The sequence below is a fragment of the Rhizobium sp. P2_G9 genome, from assembly GCF_056403475.1.
On sequence record NZ_JBFUFK010000004.1, the window covers coordinates 108,473 to 126,644 of the forward strand.

Here is an 18,172-nt window from a genome sequence, read left to right on the forward strand (position 1 = left end):
CGCGTTGAAAAAACGCCTCGGAAGCTTTCGGTATAAATGCGCCTGTTGCGGAAATGAATTCGAGGGTGCGCCATCGTTCGGCTCCGATATTCCGGCTTTTGTACACAGTGTGCCGGAAGATGAGCGGGCAGGCCGAGTCATGCTTGACAGCGATCTTTGCATCGTTCACCCGCGAGAAAACGAGGGCACAGAAGAGGATATCTTCGCAATCCGCGTCACTCTGGAAATCCCTATCCACGACAGCCCTGAACCTTTCCAGTGGGGCCTTTGGGTGTCTCAATCCAAGGATAGCTTTCTCAGATATCTGGAAACCTATGAAGAAGACCAGTCCGATGAGGTTTCGTTCGGCTGGCTTCCCGTGACGATGGTATATTATCGAGAATTCGACTCCGAAGATTTTAGCGAGAGTCTAGCTTGTGATGTTAACTGGGGGCCGGCGGGACAGCGACCGACCATCGTGTTGCACGAGAGCGATCATCCTCTCTATCTTGACCAGGCAAACGGTATCAGCTGGGACAAAGCCGTCGAGATCGCACAACAATGTATGCGAGCCATTCATAAGCCGCATTGAGTGTCGGAATGCGTAGATGAGGATCGACAGGATCAAGGAAGACGCCTGTGTCGCCGCCCGGATGTCGAACGCCGGGACGCGAATGAGCGAGAACGTCGCGGGGCATCTGGCGAAGTGAGCGCGGGTCAAGGTGGCCTAATCGCTACGATCCCCGAAAAGGTTGAAGATTTCGATCACGGCCGAAATGTGGGAAAGACTGACATCCAGCTCGAAACGCCCCGAAGCCATAACAATTCCCGCGCTTATTATGGGCTAATCAAATAGTCCATAATAAGGGGAATTTCCACTATGAGCTCTGATCAATCTTGACTTGACCCCGTCGTCGATCTCCGCCATAGACCGCGGCAGAAAACCGCGCGCAAGGACCTGCCCTGTGCGCGGTTTTGCGTTTGTTTTGGCGAGTTTGCAAATCACTCGCATTTGCGGAAGGAGCGATTGTATGGGAGCATCTGACGGCATCCTGCATCGGCTTGCCTTCTGGGGCATTCCGATCTCGATCCTGGTGCTGGGATTGAAACTGGTCGCCTGGTATGTGACCGGGTCGGTCGCGCTTTTGTCCGACGGGTTGGAATCGACCGTCAATGTCATTGCGGCGATTATGGCCTGGGTCGTGGTCGGCTACGCGGCTAAGCCGGCGGATCACGACCATCCGTTCGGGCACTACAAGGCCGAATATATTTCCGCCGTTATCGAGGGCGTGCTGATTGTCGTCGCGGCTCTTTTAATTGTGCAGGAGGCGGTCGGTGCGCTGATGAAGCCGACGATGCCGGAGGCCCCGGTGCTCGGCCTCGGCATCAACGCGATTGCCAGCGTCATCAATGCGGCCTGGGCCTATATGCTGATCCGCTTCGGCCGGCTGCATCGCTCGCCGGCGCTGATTGCCGATGGCGAGCATGTCCTGTCCGATGTGGTGACGTCGGGCGGCGTGCTGGTCGGACTGGTGCTGGCGCTTGCCACGGGCTATGCTTTCCTCGATCCGGCGTTGGCGATCGTCGTCGCCATCAACATCATCTACCAGGGATGGAAGGTGATCTCGAATTCAGTCAACGGGCTGATGGATCGCGCCATCGACCCTGAGGAAGAAGAGGCGGTCAAGCAGGCCATTTCGAAGAATGCCGGGGGCGCTCTGAATGCCCATCACCTGCGCACGCGCAAGGCGGGGCGGGTGACCTTCATCGATTTCGACCTTGTCGTGCCGCACACGATGACGGTGGGGGAGGCGCATGGCATCTGCGACCGGCTGGAAGATGCGATCCATGCGGTGCTGCCAAGCGCCCAATGTGAAATCCATGTGGAGCCGGAGAGTGAGAAATCGCACGGCGTCCGCGTCGTCACGCAGTAGTTATCCAAGGAACTAAAACATGCCGAAAACCGATGTTTCCAGCCTGACGCAGCTCGGCTCCGAGACCAAAAGCTTCGCCAGCCCCGAAGAGGCAATTCTCGAACGGGTGCCGGCCAGCCACAAGGGCACCGACTATATCGTGCGCTTCGTGATGCCGGAATTCACCTCTGTCTGCCCGATGACCGGCCAGCCGGATTTCGCCCATATCGTCATCGATTATGTGCCGGATGCCTGGCTGGTCGAGTCGAAATCGCTGAAACTTTATTTCCACTCGTTCCGCAACCACGGCGCCTTCCATGAGGATTGCACGCTCGACATCGCCAAGCGCATCGTCGAACTGCTGCAGCCGAAATGGCTGCGGATCGGCGCCTATTGGTATCCGCGTGGCGGCATGCCGATCGATGTCTTCTGGCAGACCGGTGCGGCGCCGGAAGGCCTGTGGCTGCCCGATCAGGGCGTGCCGCCTTATCGCGGCCGCGGCTGATCGGGCTGTCGGCAGAGCTGAACTCGGCTCAGGCGTAATTGCTATCGTCGTCGCTGCCGCCGAAATCGCCGTCGTCGGCGACGTCGTAGTCATCGTTGTTGTCGTTATCGCGGCTGTTGTCGGCGAAGCCGCTGCCGCTGGCACTGTCGCCGCCGGCGCGATCATCGGACTTGTTGTTGTCACGGACGTTTTTGTCGTTGTCGCYGAAGAAATTGTTGACGACCGTCTCGCCCGGATTGGTGTTGGTGCCGCCGAACAAGCCGCTGGTCAGGTTATTGTTGTTGTGTGATGAGAACATGTCGCGCACTGCATCGGCCGCCAGCATGCCGCCGGCCACGCCGGCTGCTGTGGTGAGCGCGCCACTCAGAAAACCGCCGCTCGACCCCATCGGCGGCTGGCTCCAAGGACCACCGGTCGCGCCGGAGCGACCCCAGGGGCCCGGCGCGGGCGCCGGTTCATCATAGTAGTCGCGGCCGCGATAGCGGTCCTGGTTGCGATAGTCATCATAGAGACGGCCTTCGCGCTGGTCATAGGGTGCGCTGCGCTGCGGCGTCGAATCCCTGCTGCCGAACAGCGAGCCGAGACTGCCGAGAAAACCCGTGCTCTGCTGACGGTTGGCGCCGGCCTGTGATTCGAGATCCTCGACCTGGGCTTCCAGTTCGTGGACGCGATTGGTCATCGACTGCAGCGCCTGATCCTGAACGATCACGGCCTGGGCGAGGAAATAGGCGGCATAGGGCTGTTCGCGGAGCTTCTGCGCGATCAGGTCCTCGGCGTCGTGGTCGCGCGGCGTGTTGGCCGCGCCGCGCACGCGCTCGAAGAGATCTGTCAGCAACTGACGTTCTTCCGGTGACATTGCGGCTCTCCTTTTCGATCCGTCTTTATCTGTCGGAAACGATCTAGGGATCGAAAAGTGGCGGTTCGAGGCTCCGCCAGATTAAATAAATGTAATCTTCCGGATATGAAAATGCGGGCTCGTGGCGAGCCCGCATGGTTCTGCCTGAAAAGCCGGCCGTCAGCCGAGAACCAGTGCCGCACCACCGAGTGCGGTGAGCACTCCGAGCATGCGCGCCAGTGCGGCCTGGCGGCTGCCGATGGTCATGCCGAGGCCAAGGCCGATGGCGTGCAGGACGGCCGTCGCAATCATGAAGCCGATGGCGAAGGAGATCGGTGTCACGTCACCCATCTCCCCGCCATGCGCATGACCGTGGAACAGTGCGAAGACGCCGACCACGGCAGCGCTCGCCGTCGTTGGAATCCGCACGGCAAGCGCGACAAGCAGGCCGAGGCCGACGATCGAGGCGAGAATGCCCGGCTCGACGAAAGGCAATGGGATGCGGTTCATCGCCATGAAGAAGCCGATGGCCATCATGGACATGAAGCTCGCCGGCACGATCCAGCGCGCACGGCCGCCGATCTGCGCTGCCCAGAGGCCGACGGCGACCATGGCCAGGATATGGTCGGCACCGGAGAAGGGGTGGGCAAGCCCGGTCATCAGCGAACCATGCTCGAGCGGACTGATATGGGCGAAAGCCGGAGCCGCCATGGCGGCAAGAAGGACGGTCGAAATGGAAAGGCGTTTGAACATTTTGATCCCCTTTGAAGTCTGAAGGCGCATGAAACTCTGTCGTGGATTTCTAAGCCTCGGGGATGCCGGCTGTCCATACGGTGTTTGCCGCAGAGGCTATTGGTGAATTCGGTTTGGTAAGTCCGATTTTACCGGCAATTCACCGGTTTCATGCAATCGATTTTTGCTGCATTGTTTTTCAATGCGAGTCGCCCTATTTCAGGGCTCAAGGTTTTGTACTCTGGAGACGTGGATGAACGACGACGAAGACGACGACAAGGAGAAGAAGAGCGAGGCTCCGTTGGGCAAGGACATCGAGTCCAACCTGTTCAAGTCGCGTTCGATTTTCATTTATGGCGGCATCACGCAGGAACTGGCGCATCGCGTGTGCGCGCAGCTGATGGCGTTTGCTGCGGCCAGCGAGGACGATATTCGCGTCTTCGTGAACTCGCCCGGCGGTCATGTGGAATCGGGTGATTCCATCCATGACATGATCAAGTTCATCAAGCCGAAGGTCTGGATGATCGGCACCGGCTGGGTCGCTTCCGCCGGCGCGCTCATCTATGTCAGCGTGCCGAAGGAACAGCGTCTCTGCCTGCCCAATACCCGCTTCCTGCTGCACCAACCGTCCGGCGGCACGCGCGGCATGGCATCGGATATCGAGATTCAGGCGCGCGAGATCATCCGCATGAACGAGCGGCTCAATAAGATCTTCGCGGCAGCCACCGGCCAGGCGGTCGAAAAGATCGCCAAGGACACGGATCGCGACTATTGGCTCTCCGCCGAAGAGGCGAAGGACTATGGCTTGGTATCGCGCATCATTTCTTCGCAGGCCGATATCTGATCGACAAAAAATGATCTGCAAACAATGCCTCTGGAACATTCCGGAGGCATTTTTGTTGGGCGCCAATCTCTCGATAATTTCCGCAATTGCCTTGTAACCAATTGAAATTGCCCCTAGCATCCGCGCGATTTTGAAGCGTACTGGAGAATGCAATGATTGAAGCGGTCAAGCGGCTAGCGGGTGGATGGCGGGGAATCGCGTACGCCGCGTTCGCGGCAGGCGTGATCATCGCGGCCCCGGCGCTTGCCGATGCAGGCGAGACATCGCTGACGCTCGACGGCGGTATTTCGGCGACGCTTTATATTCCCGACCAGAGCGGCCCGGTTCCGGCGGTGCTGATGCTGCATGGTTTTGCCAGCAGCAAGGATGAAGTCGGCAATTTGTATGCGCGCGAAGCCAAGGCCCTGGCCGAAAAGGGCATAGCCTCGCTGCGGATCGATTTCGCGGGCTTCGGCAAGAGTGCGGGCGATCCCGGCAATATGACTGTTGACAGCGAACTCGACAATGCCAAGGCGGCGCTCGACGCGCTCAAGAAGACCGACGGCATCGATCCGAAGCGCATCGGCGTGCTTGGTTTCAGTTTCGGCGGCGGCATTGCCACGCTGCTTGCCTCCGATGACAATAGCAACGTGAAGTCTCTGGTGACCTGGTCCTCCGTTGGTGATTTCCAGAACGACTTCGTCAACTTGCTTGGCCAGAAGGCCTTTGATCGCGCCAAGGAAGACGGCGTTGTCGGCCTCGATCTCGGTTGGCGCACGATCGCGCTGAAGCAGGCCTTTTTCGACAGCCTTGCCAAGTACAAGATCGACGATGCCGTCGCGTCCTATTCAGGCGCCTATCTGACGATCGCCGGCTCCAAGGATTTTTCGGCCGGCTATACCGATCGCTTCGTCGGCCTGTCCAAGAGCCAGACGAAGGATGCCTTTATCGTCCAGGACGCCGACCATATCTTCAACGTCCTCGACAAGGACTCGAACGCACTCAACAAAGATCAGACGGATGCCAGCAACGTGATCAAGAAAACCGCCGAATGGTTCGCAAACACGCTGCAATAGCCGTCTGATATTGCCTTCCCGCCCGCGCGGCCCCCGCGCATTCCCGGACAAAAGACATGCTGAAGGACCTTTCGCCGCAGAGCGCTCTCATGGGCCTGCTCATCGCCTTTGTCGGCTTTTCCTCCTCCTTTGCTGTCGTCCTGCAGGGCCTCAAGGCAACCGGCGCCACTGACCAGGAGGCGGCATCGGGGCTGATGGCCCTGTCGGTGGCGATGGGCGCATGCGGCATCATCCTGTCGGTCTGGAAGCGGATGCCTATCTCGATCGCCTGGTCGACGCCGGGCGCCGCCTTTCTTGCCTCCGTCGGCATGGTCAAAGGCGGCTTCCCCGTGGTCGTCGGCGCTTTCGTCATCTCGTCGCTGCTCATCATCATTGCCGGTCTGTTCCGGCCTTTGAGCCGTGCGGTGTCGGCGATCCCGCCAGCGCTTGCCAATGCCATGCTTGCTGGCGTGCTGGTCACGCTCTGCCTGGCGCCGGTCAAGGCTGTCGCCTTCAATCCGTGGCTTGGTTTACCGATCGTCATCGCCTTCTTCGTCACCGCTGCGATCAATCGCCTGTTTGCCGTGCCGGTCGCGCTGGCCGTCTTCGTGCTGGTGCTGATCTTCGGCATTCATATCGATCCGGCAGCGCTGGCCCACATTGGCGATTCTCTGATGCCGCGGCCAATCTTCGTGATGCCGGAATTCTCGTTCGCGGCGCTGATATCGGTGGCGTTTCCGCTGTTCCTGATCACCATGGCGTCGCAGAACATACCCGGGATTACTGTGCTGAAGGTCAATGGCTATGAGCCGGGACCCGGGCTGCTCTTCACGGCCACCGGCATATTCTCGCTTCTGGCTGCGCCATTTGGTGCTCACGCCGTCAATCTCGCGGCGATCACGGCGGCGATGTGTGCCGGCGAGGATGCGCATCGTGATCCGCGCCGGCGCTATTGGGCCGGGATCATCAGCGGCATTTTCTATGTTGTCCTCGGCCTTCTTGCGGGCGCCGTCACCGCTGCCGTGGCGCTGGCGCCGGCGGTCCTGATCGAGTCCGTCGCCGGCCTGGCGCTGGTCGGCGCCTTTTCGGCTTCAGTCACATCGGCATTCAAGGAAGCCGAAACGCGCGAGGCGGCAGCCGTCACCTTCATCGTCACGGTCTCGGGCCAGGCCTTCGGCGGCATTTCCGGTGCATTCTGGGGATTGCTGGCGGGCGGGGCGGTGATGACGCTGACGGGCTATGCACGCCGATGGAAACGCTAAGAATTTCCAACGCCTGCGCTGTTGCCGCACTTGCCTTTGCCGGCGCCTCTGGTTTATACAGCCAAGCATGAGACAGACGGCCAAACACGCAAATCACTTCGGCCCGCAGGCGCATTCCGCCTCTGCGGCGCAGTTGCGTGCGCCAAACTCGCTTCTTCTCCTCGGCCTTATCCGCGGTTGCCGGGWCCACTGAGGAGCGCCCGGCGGCCGGAAAGCCGTTCGGCGCAACGCTCCTCGTCCAACCCGATATCTCAATTTCATCGGCTGTCCCTTTTTCTGTCGTCAAACGGATCGAAAGACAGTATCAGCGGAGCCGAGCGCCCGAAGGTGAATAACGACATGATTATGCAGACCCATTCCGTCAAGGACGGCATGCCAGACGCCGCCGTCAAGTACCAGCCCTATGGCCAGATCGCCTTGCCGGACCGGACCTGGCCATCCAAGACCATCGCCACCGCACCCGTCTGGTGCTCCGTCGACCTGCGCGACGGCAACCAGGCGTTGATCGATCCGATGGGCCATGATCGCAAGGAGCGGATGTTCAAGCTGTTGCTCGACATGGGCTTCAAGGAGATCGAGATCGGCTTCCCCTCGGCCTCGCAGACCGATTTCGACTTCGCCCGCTGGTGCGTGGAGCAGGGTGGCGTGCCGCAGGATGTGTCGCTGCAGGTATTGGTGCAGTGCCGCCCGGAACTGATCAGCCGTACCTTCGAAGCGCTCGAGGGTGCCCATAGGCCGATCGTGCATTTCTACAATTCGACTTCGGAATTGCAGCGGCGCGTCGTGTTCGCCAAGGATGTGCCTGGCATCAAGCAGATCGCCGTCGACGCGGCGAAGATGATCACCGACATGGCGGCGAAGGCCGCCAATAAGGATATGGGCGGCTTCCGCTTCGAATATTCGCCCGAGAGCTTTACCGGCACCGAACTGGATGTGGCGCTGGACATCTGCAACGCCGTCATCGCCGAGGTGAAGCCGACACCGGACAACAAGCTGATCGTCAACCTGCCGTCGACGGTGGAGATGGCGACGCCGAACATCTATGCCGACCAGATCGAATGGATGTGCCGGCAGCTCGACAATCGCGAAAACCTGATCATTTCGCTGCATCCGCACAACGACCGCGGCACCGCGATCGCGGCGACCGAATTGGCGTTGATGGCCGGTGCGGATCGCGTCGAGGGCACGCTGTTCGGCAATGGCGAGCGTACCGGCAATGTCGACATCGTCACGCTGGCGCTCAATATGTATACGCAGGGCGTCGATCCGAAGTTGGATTGCTCGAATATCGAGCGCATTCGCGACGTGTTCGAATATTCCAACCAGATGAAGATACCGGAGCGCCACCCTTACGTCGGTGAACTGGTCTATACGGCGTTTTCCGGCTCGCATCAGGATGCGATCAACAAGGGCATGAAGGCGCTGAAAGTGGCCAACAAGCCGCTCTGGGAAGTGCCCTATCTGCCGATCGACCCGCAGGATGTCGGCCGTACCTATGAGGCGATCATCCGCATCAATTCGCAGTCCGGCAAGGGTGGTATCGCCTATATCATGCAGGAAGATTACGGCATCAACCTGCCGCGCAACCTGCAGATCGAATTCCGCGACGACATCCAGCGGATCACCGACGAGCAGGGCAAGGAAATGCCCTCCAAAGCTATCCACGCCCGCTTCGTCGAACGCTATGTCGACCAGCCGAACGGCCGGTTCGAATTCATCGACCATGCGACTTATCCGGATGTCGATCATCGCGGCGTGCGGGTTCTCGCCGCCGAAATCCTCGATCATGGTGAGAAGAAGCGGATCGAAGGCAAGGGAACCGGCCCGATCGACGGCTTCGTGAACGCGATGTCGATCTATCTCGACGCCGATATTTCGGTGAACGACTATTCCGAGCATTCGCTGCAGCATGGCTCGAACGCCGCTGCGATCGCCTATGTCGAGATGAATACGCCGAAAGGAAAGCTCTTCGGGGTTGGCATCAACACCAACATCGTTGCGGCATCGCTTGAGGCGATCATTTCGGCGATCAACCGGATGATCGAAGAGGGGAAATAGGGCGTTTGGTCTTTGGAAAGAGCGACGCTCTGTGGAGTGCTGGGCTACCCCCCTCTGCCCTGCCGGGCATCTCCCCCTCAAGGGGGGAGATTGGATGCGGCACCCGCTCGACTCATCATCGGCGGCGCATGCCTGTCACTCAACATCGATTTGAGGCGAGGAGCGCGCCTCTGGCCAATCTCCCCCCTTGAGGGGGAGATGCCCGGCAGGGCAGAGGGGTACCCCGGACCACCAGCCGCATCCCGCGACCTCAGCTCCGATTCCGAATCAGCAGCGAGACAATCTCCGCCTCGCGCTTCGGCTTTTCATTGAAAATCTCCGCCCCGTCGGCGCGCGCGCGGGCCTGCAACTTCTGCCGTTGGGCTTCAATCGTCTGCAGCACGCGTTGCCGGTCCGTCGCGCCGAGGCCTTCCTGCTGGTCGATATGAACAGTCAGCATGGCGAGGTCGTGCTCATGGCCGAGCAGGTCGACCAGCGCTTTTGCCTGGCGCTGGATCGAGAGCATGCCTGACGACCAGGCTGAGCGGAGCAGGGTGGCCTGCATAAAGCGGTCCTGGCTGCGCTTGCGCAATTCGTGAAAAGGCTCGTCCCCGTCGGTCTGGTCACAGGCTTCGAGTGCCGCAACAGCGCGCTTTGCGGTCTTTCGCCAGCCTTGGGCGATGCAGGCAACCGCATGCTTGCGCAAGTCCGGTAGTTCGAAATCCCGGACCGCGCCCGCGGCCTCGCCAAGGGACTCGACGGCTTCCATGACCGTCCTGCGAATCTGGTGTTCGTCATCGGCGATGGTGTCGCGGCGCTCGAGCAACAGTTTTTCGAGCCGGCGGATTGTAGCCTTGGCCGGCTTTTCCGTGATCTCGCTTTCCAGATATTCGGTGGTTTCGACCAATGCGGCGCTGTCGCGGAAATGCGACAGGCTGCGGCTGATGTCGCGCAGGCGGTCGTTTTCGGCGGCGGCGGTGTCGGGGAAGCCAACTGCCACGAGCCGGTAGAGCGCGCGCAGTCGCTTGATATTCTTGCGGGCGTCGTGGATCGCTTCGTGCGGACCGTCGGGCTGCTTTTCCAGGAGTTCCGAGGCGTCCGCCAGAAGCTCGGAGGCGATGCGCCGAACCTCGTCACCAAGCGGCCGGTCGAAGTCGATCCTATAGGGCATCGCGCCAATTCTCTCCGAGGCTGCCCTGGGCGAGCGCCTGGTTGGAAAACCGCTTGTCGCCGGTCAATTCGCGGCCAAGCCATTCGGGAAGCTCGGGTTTTTCGTCTTCGCTCTTCATCTCGACTTCGGCGACGACCAGACCATCGAGAAGGCCTTCATAGACGTCGATTTCCCAGATGTAGTTGCCACGCGGCACGTCATAGCGGGTCTTGGCGATCGTTTTACCGTTGGCGAGCGACAGCAATTCCTCCCCATCGGAGACCGGCACCTGGTACTCGAATTCATGGCGAGACATGCTGCTGCCGCTGATGCCGACCTTGATCGTCACGGTGGCGTGCTGGCCATCGACGACCCGGACACGCAGGGTACGCTCTGCCTCGGAAAACACGATTGCCTGGCGAAAGCGCCTGCCAGGTGCGGCTTCCCCGCGCCAGCCATCGCCGGCGACGAGAAACTTTCGCTCGATTTCTTTCGGCATGCAAAGGCGCTCCATGTCTTCCTCATGGCCTTGGCGGGTAACACGAACCAATGTCACAAAAAACCCTGGGCACAGGTAATTCTTGTCATAAAACCGTAATGTATAACATAAAAGGCCGGAGCTGAGCCCCGGCCTTTGGCGAACTGAGAAGGTTTTTGCTCAGAGTGCTGCGGATGCCTTGTCTGCTACGGCTTTCAGCGCATTGTCGCCATTCGGACCAGCAACGATCCAGGCCGTATCGCCCTTGGCGCCGGACAGATATTGATTCGCGCCTTGCGAGGTCTCGCCCTTGGTGACAGTGCCCTTGGTGAAATAGAGCCCCACCACTTCACCCTTGGCGTCCTTGTAATACAGCGCGCCTGCCGGATTGCCGTCGACAGCGACCAGCCGGCCGCCCTGGAATGTCAGTCCGTCGGCACTCAGGTCCGGAATGTTGAAGATCACGCCGGTGCTGGAGGCGAGCCAAACTTTCAAGTCCTTTGTCTGTGCGGCGGAAAATTCACCCAGCCGGGTCGTTTCCCGGGAATAGACATCATGCACACCGGCGACAGAGGCGATCGCAATGGCCGGCAGCGAAATCGGCGCCGGCGTATCGAAACTGAGCTTCAGCTCGCGCGTCTTGCCGGTTTTGCCCACATTCGCGTCGAGCGATGTGGTAATCTCCATGTTCGGCTGGGCGGCGCTTTTCAGGCCGATGAAATAACCGGAATAGCCGCCGGAAAGCAGCAGTACAGCCGAGGCTGCAATCGCCTGCGGAATGAAGCGGAAGAACGAAACCGTGTTGTTGTTGGCCGCGGAGGGGCTGCCGCCGCTGCTCGACCTGGCTGGCGTCGCCTTGATGGTGCGCACGAGATTGAGCGGCACCGGCTCCCTGAGCATCTCGGCAAAGGCCTGATTGCCGAGCTCCGAGCCGGCGTTCAGAAGATCGAGGAGCTCGCGGGCATGCGGATCGGTGGCGAGGATCGTTTCGATCTCACGCTTGTCTTCTTCACTCACCTGTCCGTCGATATAGGCCGACAGCCGCACTTCAAGCGGCAACTCCTTGAAATTCTCCATCTTTCATGCCCTCGCTTCACGTGTGCCATTGATCATGGCGGCCAGTTTCAACCGGGCAGTCGACAGTCTGCTCATCACAGTGCCAATTGGAATATTGAGGATTTCGGCTGCTTCCTTGTAAGAGTGGCCTTCAACGTTGACGAGAAGAAACACGGAGGACAAACCCTCCGGCATGGATAGAATCATCTTGTGGAGTTGCGTGGCGTAGATCGCCTTTTCAGCGCTGGCTTCGACGATAAGCTCATCCTGTTCGCTTGCATCGACGGTGCCACCGCCTGTACGCACTTTCCTCTTCCTGACTTCATCAACCCACAAATTTCGCGTCATCGCATAGATCCAGCTCTCCAGGCGCCCTTCCCCGTTCCAAAGGTGGCTTCTGGTGATTGCCCGTTCACATGCTTCCTGCACCAGATCATCTGCATCCGATGCATTACGCGTGAGTGTCATCGCAAAGCGCCTCAGCTTTGGCAGTAAGATCACCAATTCGCGGCTTATCTGATCTGCCTTGGCTTGGTTACTCATGACCCTCACTGCAAGTATGACGTCGTTGCTTCTGGCTTTATTCGATTTGTGGATTCAAAAATTTGGGCCCGCGAAAATCGAGTCTAAGGCCCAAAACGCGGCAAAGGTATGAAACATTTTGATAGTCGTTCGCAAGTGATTAACAACAAATGGGCGCGAAAGCTCGCGCCCATCGTTAAATTGTTGTGATTTTCCCACAGCCTGGGCAGATGCCTAGCGCTTAGTAGGTGACCTTGCGCTTCAGCGCATCGTAAAGCGCCTGGTAGGCATAGGTGTCCTTGCCGCCGCGGTCGCGGATTTCGATCAGCTGGGCGCGCGCTTCCTCGATCTTGCCCTGCATGATCAGGCCCTGGCCCATATAGGAGCGCGCCAGGATATAGTTGCCGTCGATGGCGATCGCCTTCTTGTAATAGGTCATGGCGAGGTCGACGCGGCCGGCCTTGCGGTTGGCATAGCCCCGGTAGTTGAGGATGCGCGGATCGTTCTGGTTCTTGGCCGCGTCGAGCACGATCAGCGCGTCCTCATAGCGGCCGGCATAGGCCAGATCACGGGCGATTTCGTAGAGCTGCGTATCGTTCATGCTGCTCTTGTCGGCCTTGACGCACTTCTTCTTGCTTTCGGAATAGACCATGCCGTGCTTGCACTTGGCCATGGTCTTGTCCGCTTTGCCGCCCGAATCGGATGAGCTGGAGGAACTGCCAGGACTGTTGCCGCCCGCGGCAAAGGCGGAGGCGCCGAACGAGAGCGCGAGGGCTGAGACCGCTGCGATCATGGTCATTCTCTTGATATTCTGTACGGTCATTGCGGTGTTTCCTTTCTGCTGGGTTCTAGGCGGTGCTGCAGGTTGATCGGACATGAGTGCGATCTTCCGGAAGATAGAGCGCAGAGTTGACTGAATCCCGTTTGTTCGCAACTGACAAGTTCGTGACTGCCGACCACTTGTAAGTGATTGAAGACTCAATGTTGCATATAATTAATCAATCGATTAAACTTCTGATGTCATGGAGGCAGGAATGGAGAAACCCTTGTCCGGCGCGGAAGTCACGCGCGTCACCCTGGTGGAATCGGCCATACGCCTGTTCGGCGAAAGAGGTTATGATGCGGTTTCGACGCGAGATATCGCCGATCTGGCCGCCGCCAATATCGGCTCGATCGCCTATCATTTCGGCGGAAAGCCGGGCTTGCGCCGGGCCTGTGCTGAATATGTGATCGCCAATGTCCGGGGCACGCTCGGTGCCTCTTTCCTCAAGCCGACGGAAAAGATGTCGCCGGCGGATGCCCTCGCATGCATGGAGCATTCGATGGGCGCCTTTTGCCATTTCTGGCTTGCCAGTCCGGAAAGCCAGCACTTCGTCAACTTCATGCTGCGTGAGCTGCTCGATCCGGGCGAAGTGTCGGAACTGCTCTATGCCAATTGGATGAAGCCCATGCACATGCGCTTCTGTCTGCTCTTCGGTCTGGCGACGGGGCGGGATCCGTGTTCGGAAGAGGTCAAGATCGCGGTGTTTTCCTGCGTCGGCCAGGTGTTCCATTTCCGTGTCGCCAAGCCGCTGGTCATGCGTCGGCTCGACTGGGATGTGATGGGGGCGGAGGAGACCGAGCGGCTGTGCAGGCGGTTGGTCATGCATGTTGGGGGGCTGGTGGCCGCCTATAAGGGAGGTGCATGATGGATTTTCTCTGTAGCCTGCCTGTTATCGCAGGGCTTTTCAGCCACTGTGCTCCGCCGCTGCCACTCGCAACCGGCTATGTCGAGGGTGAATATGTGCTGGTGGCGCCGGTCGAGACCGGGCGGATCGTCCGGCTGCTGAAGAAACGCGGCGACCGGGTCGCCAAGGGCGAACTGCTGGTGCAGATGGAGGATGACGATGCGCTCATCGCGGTGCGCCAGGCGGAAGGTGCGCTCGACCAGGCCAAGGCCCAGCTCGCCAATCTCAAGGAGGGCAAGCGGCCGGAGGAACTGGCGGTGATCGAGGCATCGCTGCAATCGGCCGAAGCGCAGCAGGCGGAGGCGCAGCGCGTGTTCAATCGTGAGAGCGCGCTGGCCAAGCGAGGGATCAACGCCACGGCGGTACTCGATCAAGCAACGAGCGCCCTGCAACAGGCCGATGCGCTGGTCAATCAGACCTCGGCCAATCTCGCCGTGGCGCGGCTGCCGGCGCGGCCGATGGAGATCGAAGCGGCTGAGGCACAGGTGAAGCAGGCCGAACAGCAGCTCGCCGATGCCCATTGGCGGTTCGACCACAGGCGGTTGACACTGCCTTCCAACGGGGTCGTCGACGACATCATAAGGCGGGAAGGGGAGGTGGCAGGGCCATCGCAGCCGGTGATTTCGGTTCTGCCCGACGGGGCGGTGAAGATCAGGCTTTATGCCGGAGAACAATATATGTCCGGGCTGAAGCTCGGTTCGGAGCTTGCCATCCGCTGCGATGGCTGCGGCCGCGATCTCAGGGCACGGATCTCCTATGTGTCCGATAGCCCCGAATTCACCCCGCCGGTGATCTATTCGCTGGAGAATCGCCAAAAGCTCGTTTTTCTCATCGAGGCGAGGCCAGAGCACAACGAGCCGCAGCTGAAGCCGGGGCAGATCGTCGACGCCGTTCTGTCGGGCAGGGCAAAGTGAACGCGATCGAGGTCCATGACCTGGTCAAGCGATACGGTGACAAGACCGTGGTCGACCATGTGTCGATGACGGTACCGACGGGCGAGATCGTCGGTTTCCTCGGGCCGAACGGTTCCGGCAAGACGACGACGATCCGGATGATGTGCGGTCTTCTCACCCCGGACGAGGGCTCCGGCACGGTGCTCGGCCTCGATCTGGCGCGCGAAAGCCTGAAGATCAAGCGCCAGGTCGGTTACATGACGCAGAAATTCTCTTTCTACGAAGACCTGTCGATCGAGGAGAACCTGATGTTCGTCGCACGGCTCTATGGGCTCAGTCCATTGCGCGACCGCGTGGGGCAGACGCTCGAAGACCTCGGGCTGGCAAGCCGCAAGGACCAGTTGGCAGGAAAACTTTCCGGCGGCTGGAAGCAGCGGCTGGCGCTCGCTGCCTGCATCATGCACGCGCCGAAACTGCTGCTGCTCGACGAGCCGACCGCGGGCGTCGACCCCAAGGCGCGGCGCGAGTTCTGGGACGAGATCCACAGGCTGGCGGCGCATGGCATGACTGTGCTCGTCTCAACCCATTACATGGACGAGGCGGAGCGTTGCCACCGCATCCACTATATTTCCTATGGCAAGCTGCTCGCGAGCGGCACGGTGGCGGACGTGGTGAAGAATGCTGGCCTGCATACCTATGTGCTCGCGGGCCAGGGCCTCGGCGATTTGGTCGACGAGCTCGGAAAGACACCTGGCATTGACCAGGTGGCGCCTTTCGGCGCCGCGCTGCACGTGGTCGGAAAGGACAAAGATGCGTTGGAGGCGGCACTGGCGCCCTATCGTAGCCGGGAGGGCATCACGGTGTCCGAAGGACAGACTAGCCTCGAGGATGTGTTCATCCAGTTCATGGCCGGCTCGAGGGACAATATGGGATGAACGACATCTTTTCGCTCATCCGGCTGCGCGCGCTGCTGATCAAGGAATTCATCCAGATGCGCCGCGATCGCATCACCTTCGCGATGATGCTAGGCGTGCCGTTGATGCAACTCATTCTGTTCGGCTTTGCCATCAACAATGATCCGAAGGGATTGCCGGCAGCGCTGGTCACGTCATCGTCGGATCATTATGTGCGGGCGATGGTCTCGGCGCTGGAACTGACCGGCTATTATCGCTTCGTCTCCGTCGCGTCGAGCGCCGAGGAGGCCGAGCATCTGATCCAGAGCGGCGCCGTGTCCTTCGTCGTCACCATTCCCTCGGATTTTGCCCGGCGGGTCGATCGGGGCGACCATCCGCAGATCCTGATCGAGGCCGATGCGACCGATCCGTCCGTCGCATCGGGCGCGATCTCGACGCTCTCCACCGTCGCTGCGCAGGCGCTGCTGCGTGAGCAGGGCATGGAGGTCGCTTCGAAGGATGCCGCGGCAAAAGCGCTCGAAGTGGTGGTGCAGCGGCGCTATAATCCCGAATGCGTTACCCAGTACAATATCGTGCCGGGCCTGCTCGGCGTAATCCTGCAGATGACCATGGTGATGATGACCTCGATGGCGCTGACGCGCGAGATCGAGCGCGGCACGATGGAAAACCTGCTCGCCATGCCTGCCAGCCCGTTCGAGATCATGCTCGGCAAGATCCTGCCCTATCTGACGGTTGGAGCCGTGCAGGTGACGGTGGTGCTGGTCGCGGCAAAACTGTTGTTCCGCATTCCCTTTGTCGGATCGCTCGGCTTGCTGCTGATGGCTGTGTTCGCCTTCGTGCTGGCGCTGGTGCTACTCGGCTACACGATCTCGACGGTCGCGAGCTCGCAGATGCAGGCCATGCAATTGACCTTCTTCTTCTTCCTGCCGTCGATCCTGCTTTCCGGCTTCATGTTTCCGTTCCGCGGCATGCCGGTCTGGGCGCAATGGATCGGCGAGATTTTTCCGCTCACCCATTTCATCCGCATCATTCGCGCCGTGATGCTGAAGGGGGCGGCCTGGGCGGACGTGTCGTTCGAAGTTGGGATCCTGGCAGTGTTCATCCTTGCCTATGCCGGTCTGGCGCTGCTGCGCTTCCGGCGAACGCTGGATTGACGGCGTTTCTGCGGCAGCCTCTCTGGCCATCTCGATTTCAATGGAGAAATCGTCCGGGCGCCGCTTTGACTTTATCTTCTCGTCGCATCCTCGCCGACGATTTGAGGTGCGGAGCGTGCCACTTGCAAATCTTCCCCCTTGAGTGGGAGTTGGTCGCCCCTCGACAAAGGCTCGGGAGGCCACAGAGGGTTGGCGTCGATCGGGCCGAGAAGTTTTTCTTCCTCCACCAGGGCGAAGGACTGGCCGTCCGTCGCCAGCGCATAACGTTCGCGCCTGATCGACCAATCGCCCTTTTCGCCGTCGATACGGAAAAGATTATAGGCGGCCGGCGGCTTATGGCCACCATTGCCCTGGCTGGCGGAGGCGATGCCGACCACGGGTACCCGTGCGCCGCCCGGCGCCGGCAGCCAATAGAGTGAATTGAGATGGGTGTGCCCGTGCAGCACCAGTTCGGCGCCGCCAAGATGCAGCGCTGCGCCGAAGCGGCGGATGCCGACCATGCGCTTGTAGCTCGCCGTGGCGCCGCGGATCGGCGGATGGTGGATCATCACCACGCGGCAGAGGCCGGCCTCATCCAGTTGCTTCAGCAGTTCAGCGAAGCGCCGCGCCTGGTTGCGGCCGAAATAGCCTGATGCCATGAAGGGCGGGGTCGCCGTTGCCGTCGACAGCCCGATCAGCGCCACCTGTCCGCGAATGCGCAGATAGGGGAAATTATGGCCATCGGCGCGCGGCATGTCCGGCGCCAGCCACGCCTGCCATTGCTCCATGGCTTCGTCGAGGGCTCCCGGCACATAAGCGTCATGATTGCCGGGTACGACCGAGACATCATGTGGCTTCGCAAAGGATTTCAACCACACGCCGGCGCCCTTGATCTCGGTGTCGGTCGCCAGGTTGACGAGGTCGCCGGTGATGGCAAGATGGTCGGGCGCGTGTTTGTGCAGATCGCGCAGAAGCTGGTCGAGCGTGTCGCCGAACAGGTGCTTGCGGCGGTTGCGCTGCCAGTTCATGTAGCCGGTGATGCGCTTGGACATCAGATCGAGAATAGACATATCCGGCAATGGCCCCAGGTGGATGTCGGATATGTGGGCAAGCGTGAACATGCCCGGACCATAGGCGGTCGGGGGACGAGGAGCAAGT

At 60.2% G+C, this 18,172-nt stretch carries 19 protein-coding genes; 11 read left to right on the forward strand and 8 right to left on the reverse strand.

Annotated features, from left to right (window positions below; genetic code table 11):
* The first annotated feature begins 4 nt into the window (after positions 1 to 4).
* The 3 genes from AC1DYF_RS04850 (at position 5) to queF (ending at position 2,397) form a co-directional block, all read left to right on the forward strand.
* Positions 5 to 571 carry a DUF2199 domain-containing protein gene (locus tag AC1DYF_RS04850; RefSeq protein ID WP_477875549.1) on the forward strand — a complete coding sequence of 189 codons (567 nt, stop codon included), beginning with the start codon at positions 5 to 7 and terminating at the stop codon, positions 569 to 571.
* A gap of 439 nt (positions 572 to 1,010) precedes the next feature.
* Positions 1,011 to 1,913 carry a cation diffusion facilitator family transporter gene (locus tag AC1DYF_RS04855; RefSeq protein WP_477875550.1) on the forward strand — a complete coding sequence of 301 codons (903 nt, stop codon included), beginning with the start codon at positions 1,011 to 1,013 and terminating at the stop codon, positions 1,911 to 1,913.
* Between the two features lie 19 nt (positions 1,914 to 1,932).
* Complete coding sequence (gene queF / locus AC1DYF_RS04860; RefSeq protein WP_477875551.1) at positions 1,933 to 2,397, forward strand: preQ(1) synthase; 465 nt, start codon at positions 1,933 to 1,935, stop codon at positions 2,395 to 2,397.
* Between the two features lie 28 nt (positions 2,398 to 2,425).
* Here the strand turns inward: queF and AC1DYF_RS04865 are convergent, their stop codons facing one another.
* Both AC1DYF_RS04865 and AC1DYF_RS04870 read right to left on the reverse strand, forming a co-directional pair.
* Positions 2,426 to 3,253 (reverse strand): DUF2076 domain-containing protein, encoded by an 828-nt coding sequence (locus AC1DYF_RS04865; protein WP_477875552.1) that lies wholly within the window; start codon positions 3,251 to 3,253, stop codon positions 2,426 to 2,428.
* Between the two features lie 159 nt (positions 3,254 to 3,412).
* Positions 3,413 to 3,985 carry a HupE/UreJ family protein gene (locus tag AC1DYF_RS04870; RefSeq protein ID WP_477875553.1) on the reverse strand — a complete coding sequence of 191 codons (573 nt, stop codon included), beginning with the start codon at positions 3,983 to 3,985 and terminating at the stop codon, positions 3,413 to 3,415.
* Between the two features lie 232 nt (positions 3,986 to 4,217).
* Here AC1DYF_RS04870 and AC1DYF_RS04875 point away from each other — a divergent pair, with 232 nt between their 5' ends.
* The 4 genes from AC1DYF_RS04875 to leuA all read left to right on the forward strand — a co-directional run bounded on the left by AC1DYF_RS04875 (position 4,218) and on the right by leuA (position 9,162).
* On the forward strand, positions 4,218 to 4,808 hold the full coding sequence (locus AC1DYF_RS04875; protein ID WP_477875554.1) for an ATP-dependent Clp protease proteolytic subunit: 591 nt from the start codon (positions 4,218 to 4,220) through the stop codon (positions 4,806 to 4,808).
* 152 nt (positions 4,809 to 4,960) lie between these two features.
* The gene (locus tag AC1DYF_RS04880) at positions 4,961 to 5,863 is read left to right on the forward strand and encodes an alpha/beta hydrolase family protein (RefSeq protein ID WP_477875555.1); all 903 of its coding nucleotides are present in this window, start codon (positions 4,961 to 4,963) and stop codon (positions 5,861 to 5,863) included.
* A 56-nt stretch (positions 5,864 to 5,919) separates the two neighbouring features.
* Positions 5,920 to 7,104, forward strand: a complete 1,185-nt coding sequence (locus AC1DYF_RS04885; protein ID WP_477875556.1) for a benzoate/H(+) symporter BenE family transporter — start codon at positions 5,920 to 5,922, stop codon at positions 7,102 to 7,104.
* Between the two features lie 339 nt (positions 7,105 to 7,443).
* Positions 7,444 to 9,162, forward strand: a complete 1,719-nt coding sequence (leuA, locus tag AC1DYF_RS04890; RefSeq protein ID WP_477875557.1) for a 2-isopropylmalate synthase — start codon at positions 7,444 to 7,446, stop codon at positions 9,160 to 9,162.
* A gap of 250 nt (positions 9,163 to 9,412) precedes the next feature.
* On the opposite strand, the gene AC1DYF_RS04895 is transcribed toward leuA, so the two are convergent.
* From AC1DYF_RS04895 to AC1DYF_RS04915, 5 genes are all read right to left on the reverse strand, one after another.
* Positions 9,413 to 10,312, reverse strand: a complete 900-nt coding sequence (locus AC1DYF_RS04895) for a CHAD domain-containing protein (protein ID WP_477875558.1) — start codon at positions 10,310 to 10,312, stop codon at positions 9,413 to 9,415.
* The gene (locus AC1DYF_RS04900; RefSeq protein ID WP_477875559.1) at positions 10,302 to 10,790 is read right to left on the reverse strand and encodes a CYTH domain-containing protein; all 489 of its coding nucleotides are present in this window, start codon (positions 10,788 to 10,790) and stop codon (positions 10,302 to 10,304) included. Before AC1DYF_RS04900 ends, AC1DYF_RS04895 begins: the two co-directional genes overlap by 11 nt.
* A 159-nt stretch (positions 10,791 to 10,949) precedes the next feature.
* A complete protein-coding gene (locus tag AC1DYF_RS04905; protein WP_477875560.1) occupies positions 10,950 to 11,846 on the reverse strand; it encodes an anti-sigma factor family protein in 897 nt (298 codons plus the stop codon).
* Positions 11,847 to 11,849: 3 nt separating this feature from the next.
* Entirely contained in the window at positions 11,850 to 12,368 is a 519-nt protein-coding gene (locus tag AC1DYF_RS04910; RefSeq protein WP_477875561.1) for an RNA polymerase sigma factor, read from the reverse strand.
* Between the two features lie 220 nt (positions 12,369 to 12,588).
* Positions 12,589 to 13,170: a tetratricopeptide repeat protein gene (locus AC1DYF_RS04915; protein ID WP_477875562.1), complete on the reverse strand. Its 582-nt coding sequence runs from the start codon at positions 13,168 to 13,170 to the stop codon at positions 12,589 to 12,591.
* Between the two features lie 211 nt (positions 13,171 to 13,381).
* On the opposite strand from AC1DYF_RS04915, the gene AC1DYF_RS04920 reads away from it, so the two are divergent.
* Genes AC1DYF_RS04920 through AC1DYF_RS04935 form a run of 4 tightly spaced genes read left to right on the forward strand, consistent with a single transcriptional unit; the run spans position 13,382 to position 17,035 of the window.
* Positions 13,382 to 14,035, forward strand: a complete 654-nt coding sequence (locus tag AC1DYF_RS04920) for a CerR family C-terminal domain-containing protein (protein ID WP_477875563.1) — start codon at positions 13,382 to 13,384, stop codon at positions 14,033 to 14,035.
* Positions 14,035 to 14,988: an HlyD family secretion protein gene (locus tag AC1DYF_RS04925; RefSeq protein ID WP_477875564.1), complete on the forward strand. Its 954-nt coding sequence runs from the start codon at positions 14,035 to 14,037 to the stop codon at positions 14,986 to 14,988. The genes AC1DYF_RS04920 and AC1DYF_RS04925 overlap by 1 nt, the downstream gene beginning before the upstream one ends.
* The gene (locus AC1DYF_RS04930; protein ID WP_477875565.1) at positions 14,985 to 15,902 is read left to right on the forward strand and encodes an ABC transporter ATP-binding protein; all 918 of its coding nucleotides are present in this window, start codon (positions 14,985 to 14,987) and stop codon (positions 15,900 to 15,902) included. The genes AC1DYF_RS04925 and AC1DYF_RS04930 overlap by 4 nt, the downstream gene beginning before the upstream one ends.
* Positions 15,899 to 17,035 carry an ABC transporter permease gene (locus AC1DYF_RS04935; protein WP_477875566.1) on the forward strand — a complete coding sequence of 379 codons (1,137 nt, stop codon included), beginning with the start codon at positions 15,899 to 15,901 and terminating at the stop codon, positions 17,033 to 17,035. Before AC1DYF_RS04930 ends, AC1DYF_RS04935 begins: the two co-directional genes overlap by 4 nt.
* A 71-nt stretch (positions 17,036 to 17,106) precedes the next feature.
* On the opposite strand, the gene AC1DYF_RS04940 is transcribed toward AC1DYF_RS04935, so the two are convergent.
* Positions 17,107 to 18,135, reverse strand: a complete 1,029-nt coding sequence (locus AC1DYF_RS04940; protein WP_477875567.1) for a metallophosphoesterase family protein — start codon at positions 18,133 to 18,135, stop codon at positions 17,107 to 17,109.
* Positions 18,136 to 18,172: the final 37 nt, after the last annotated feature.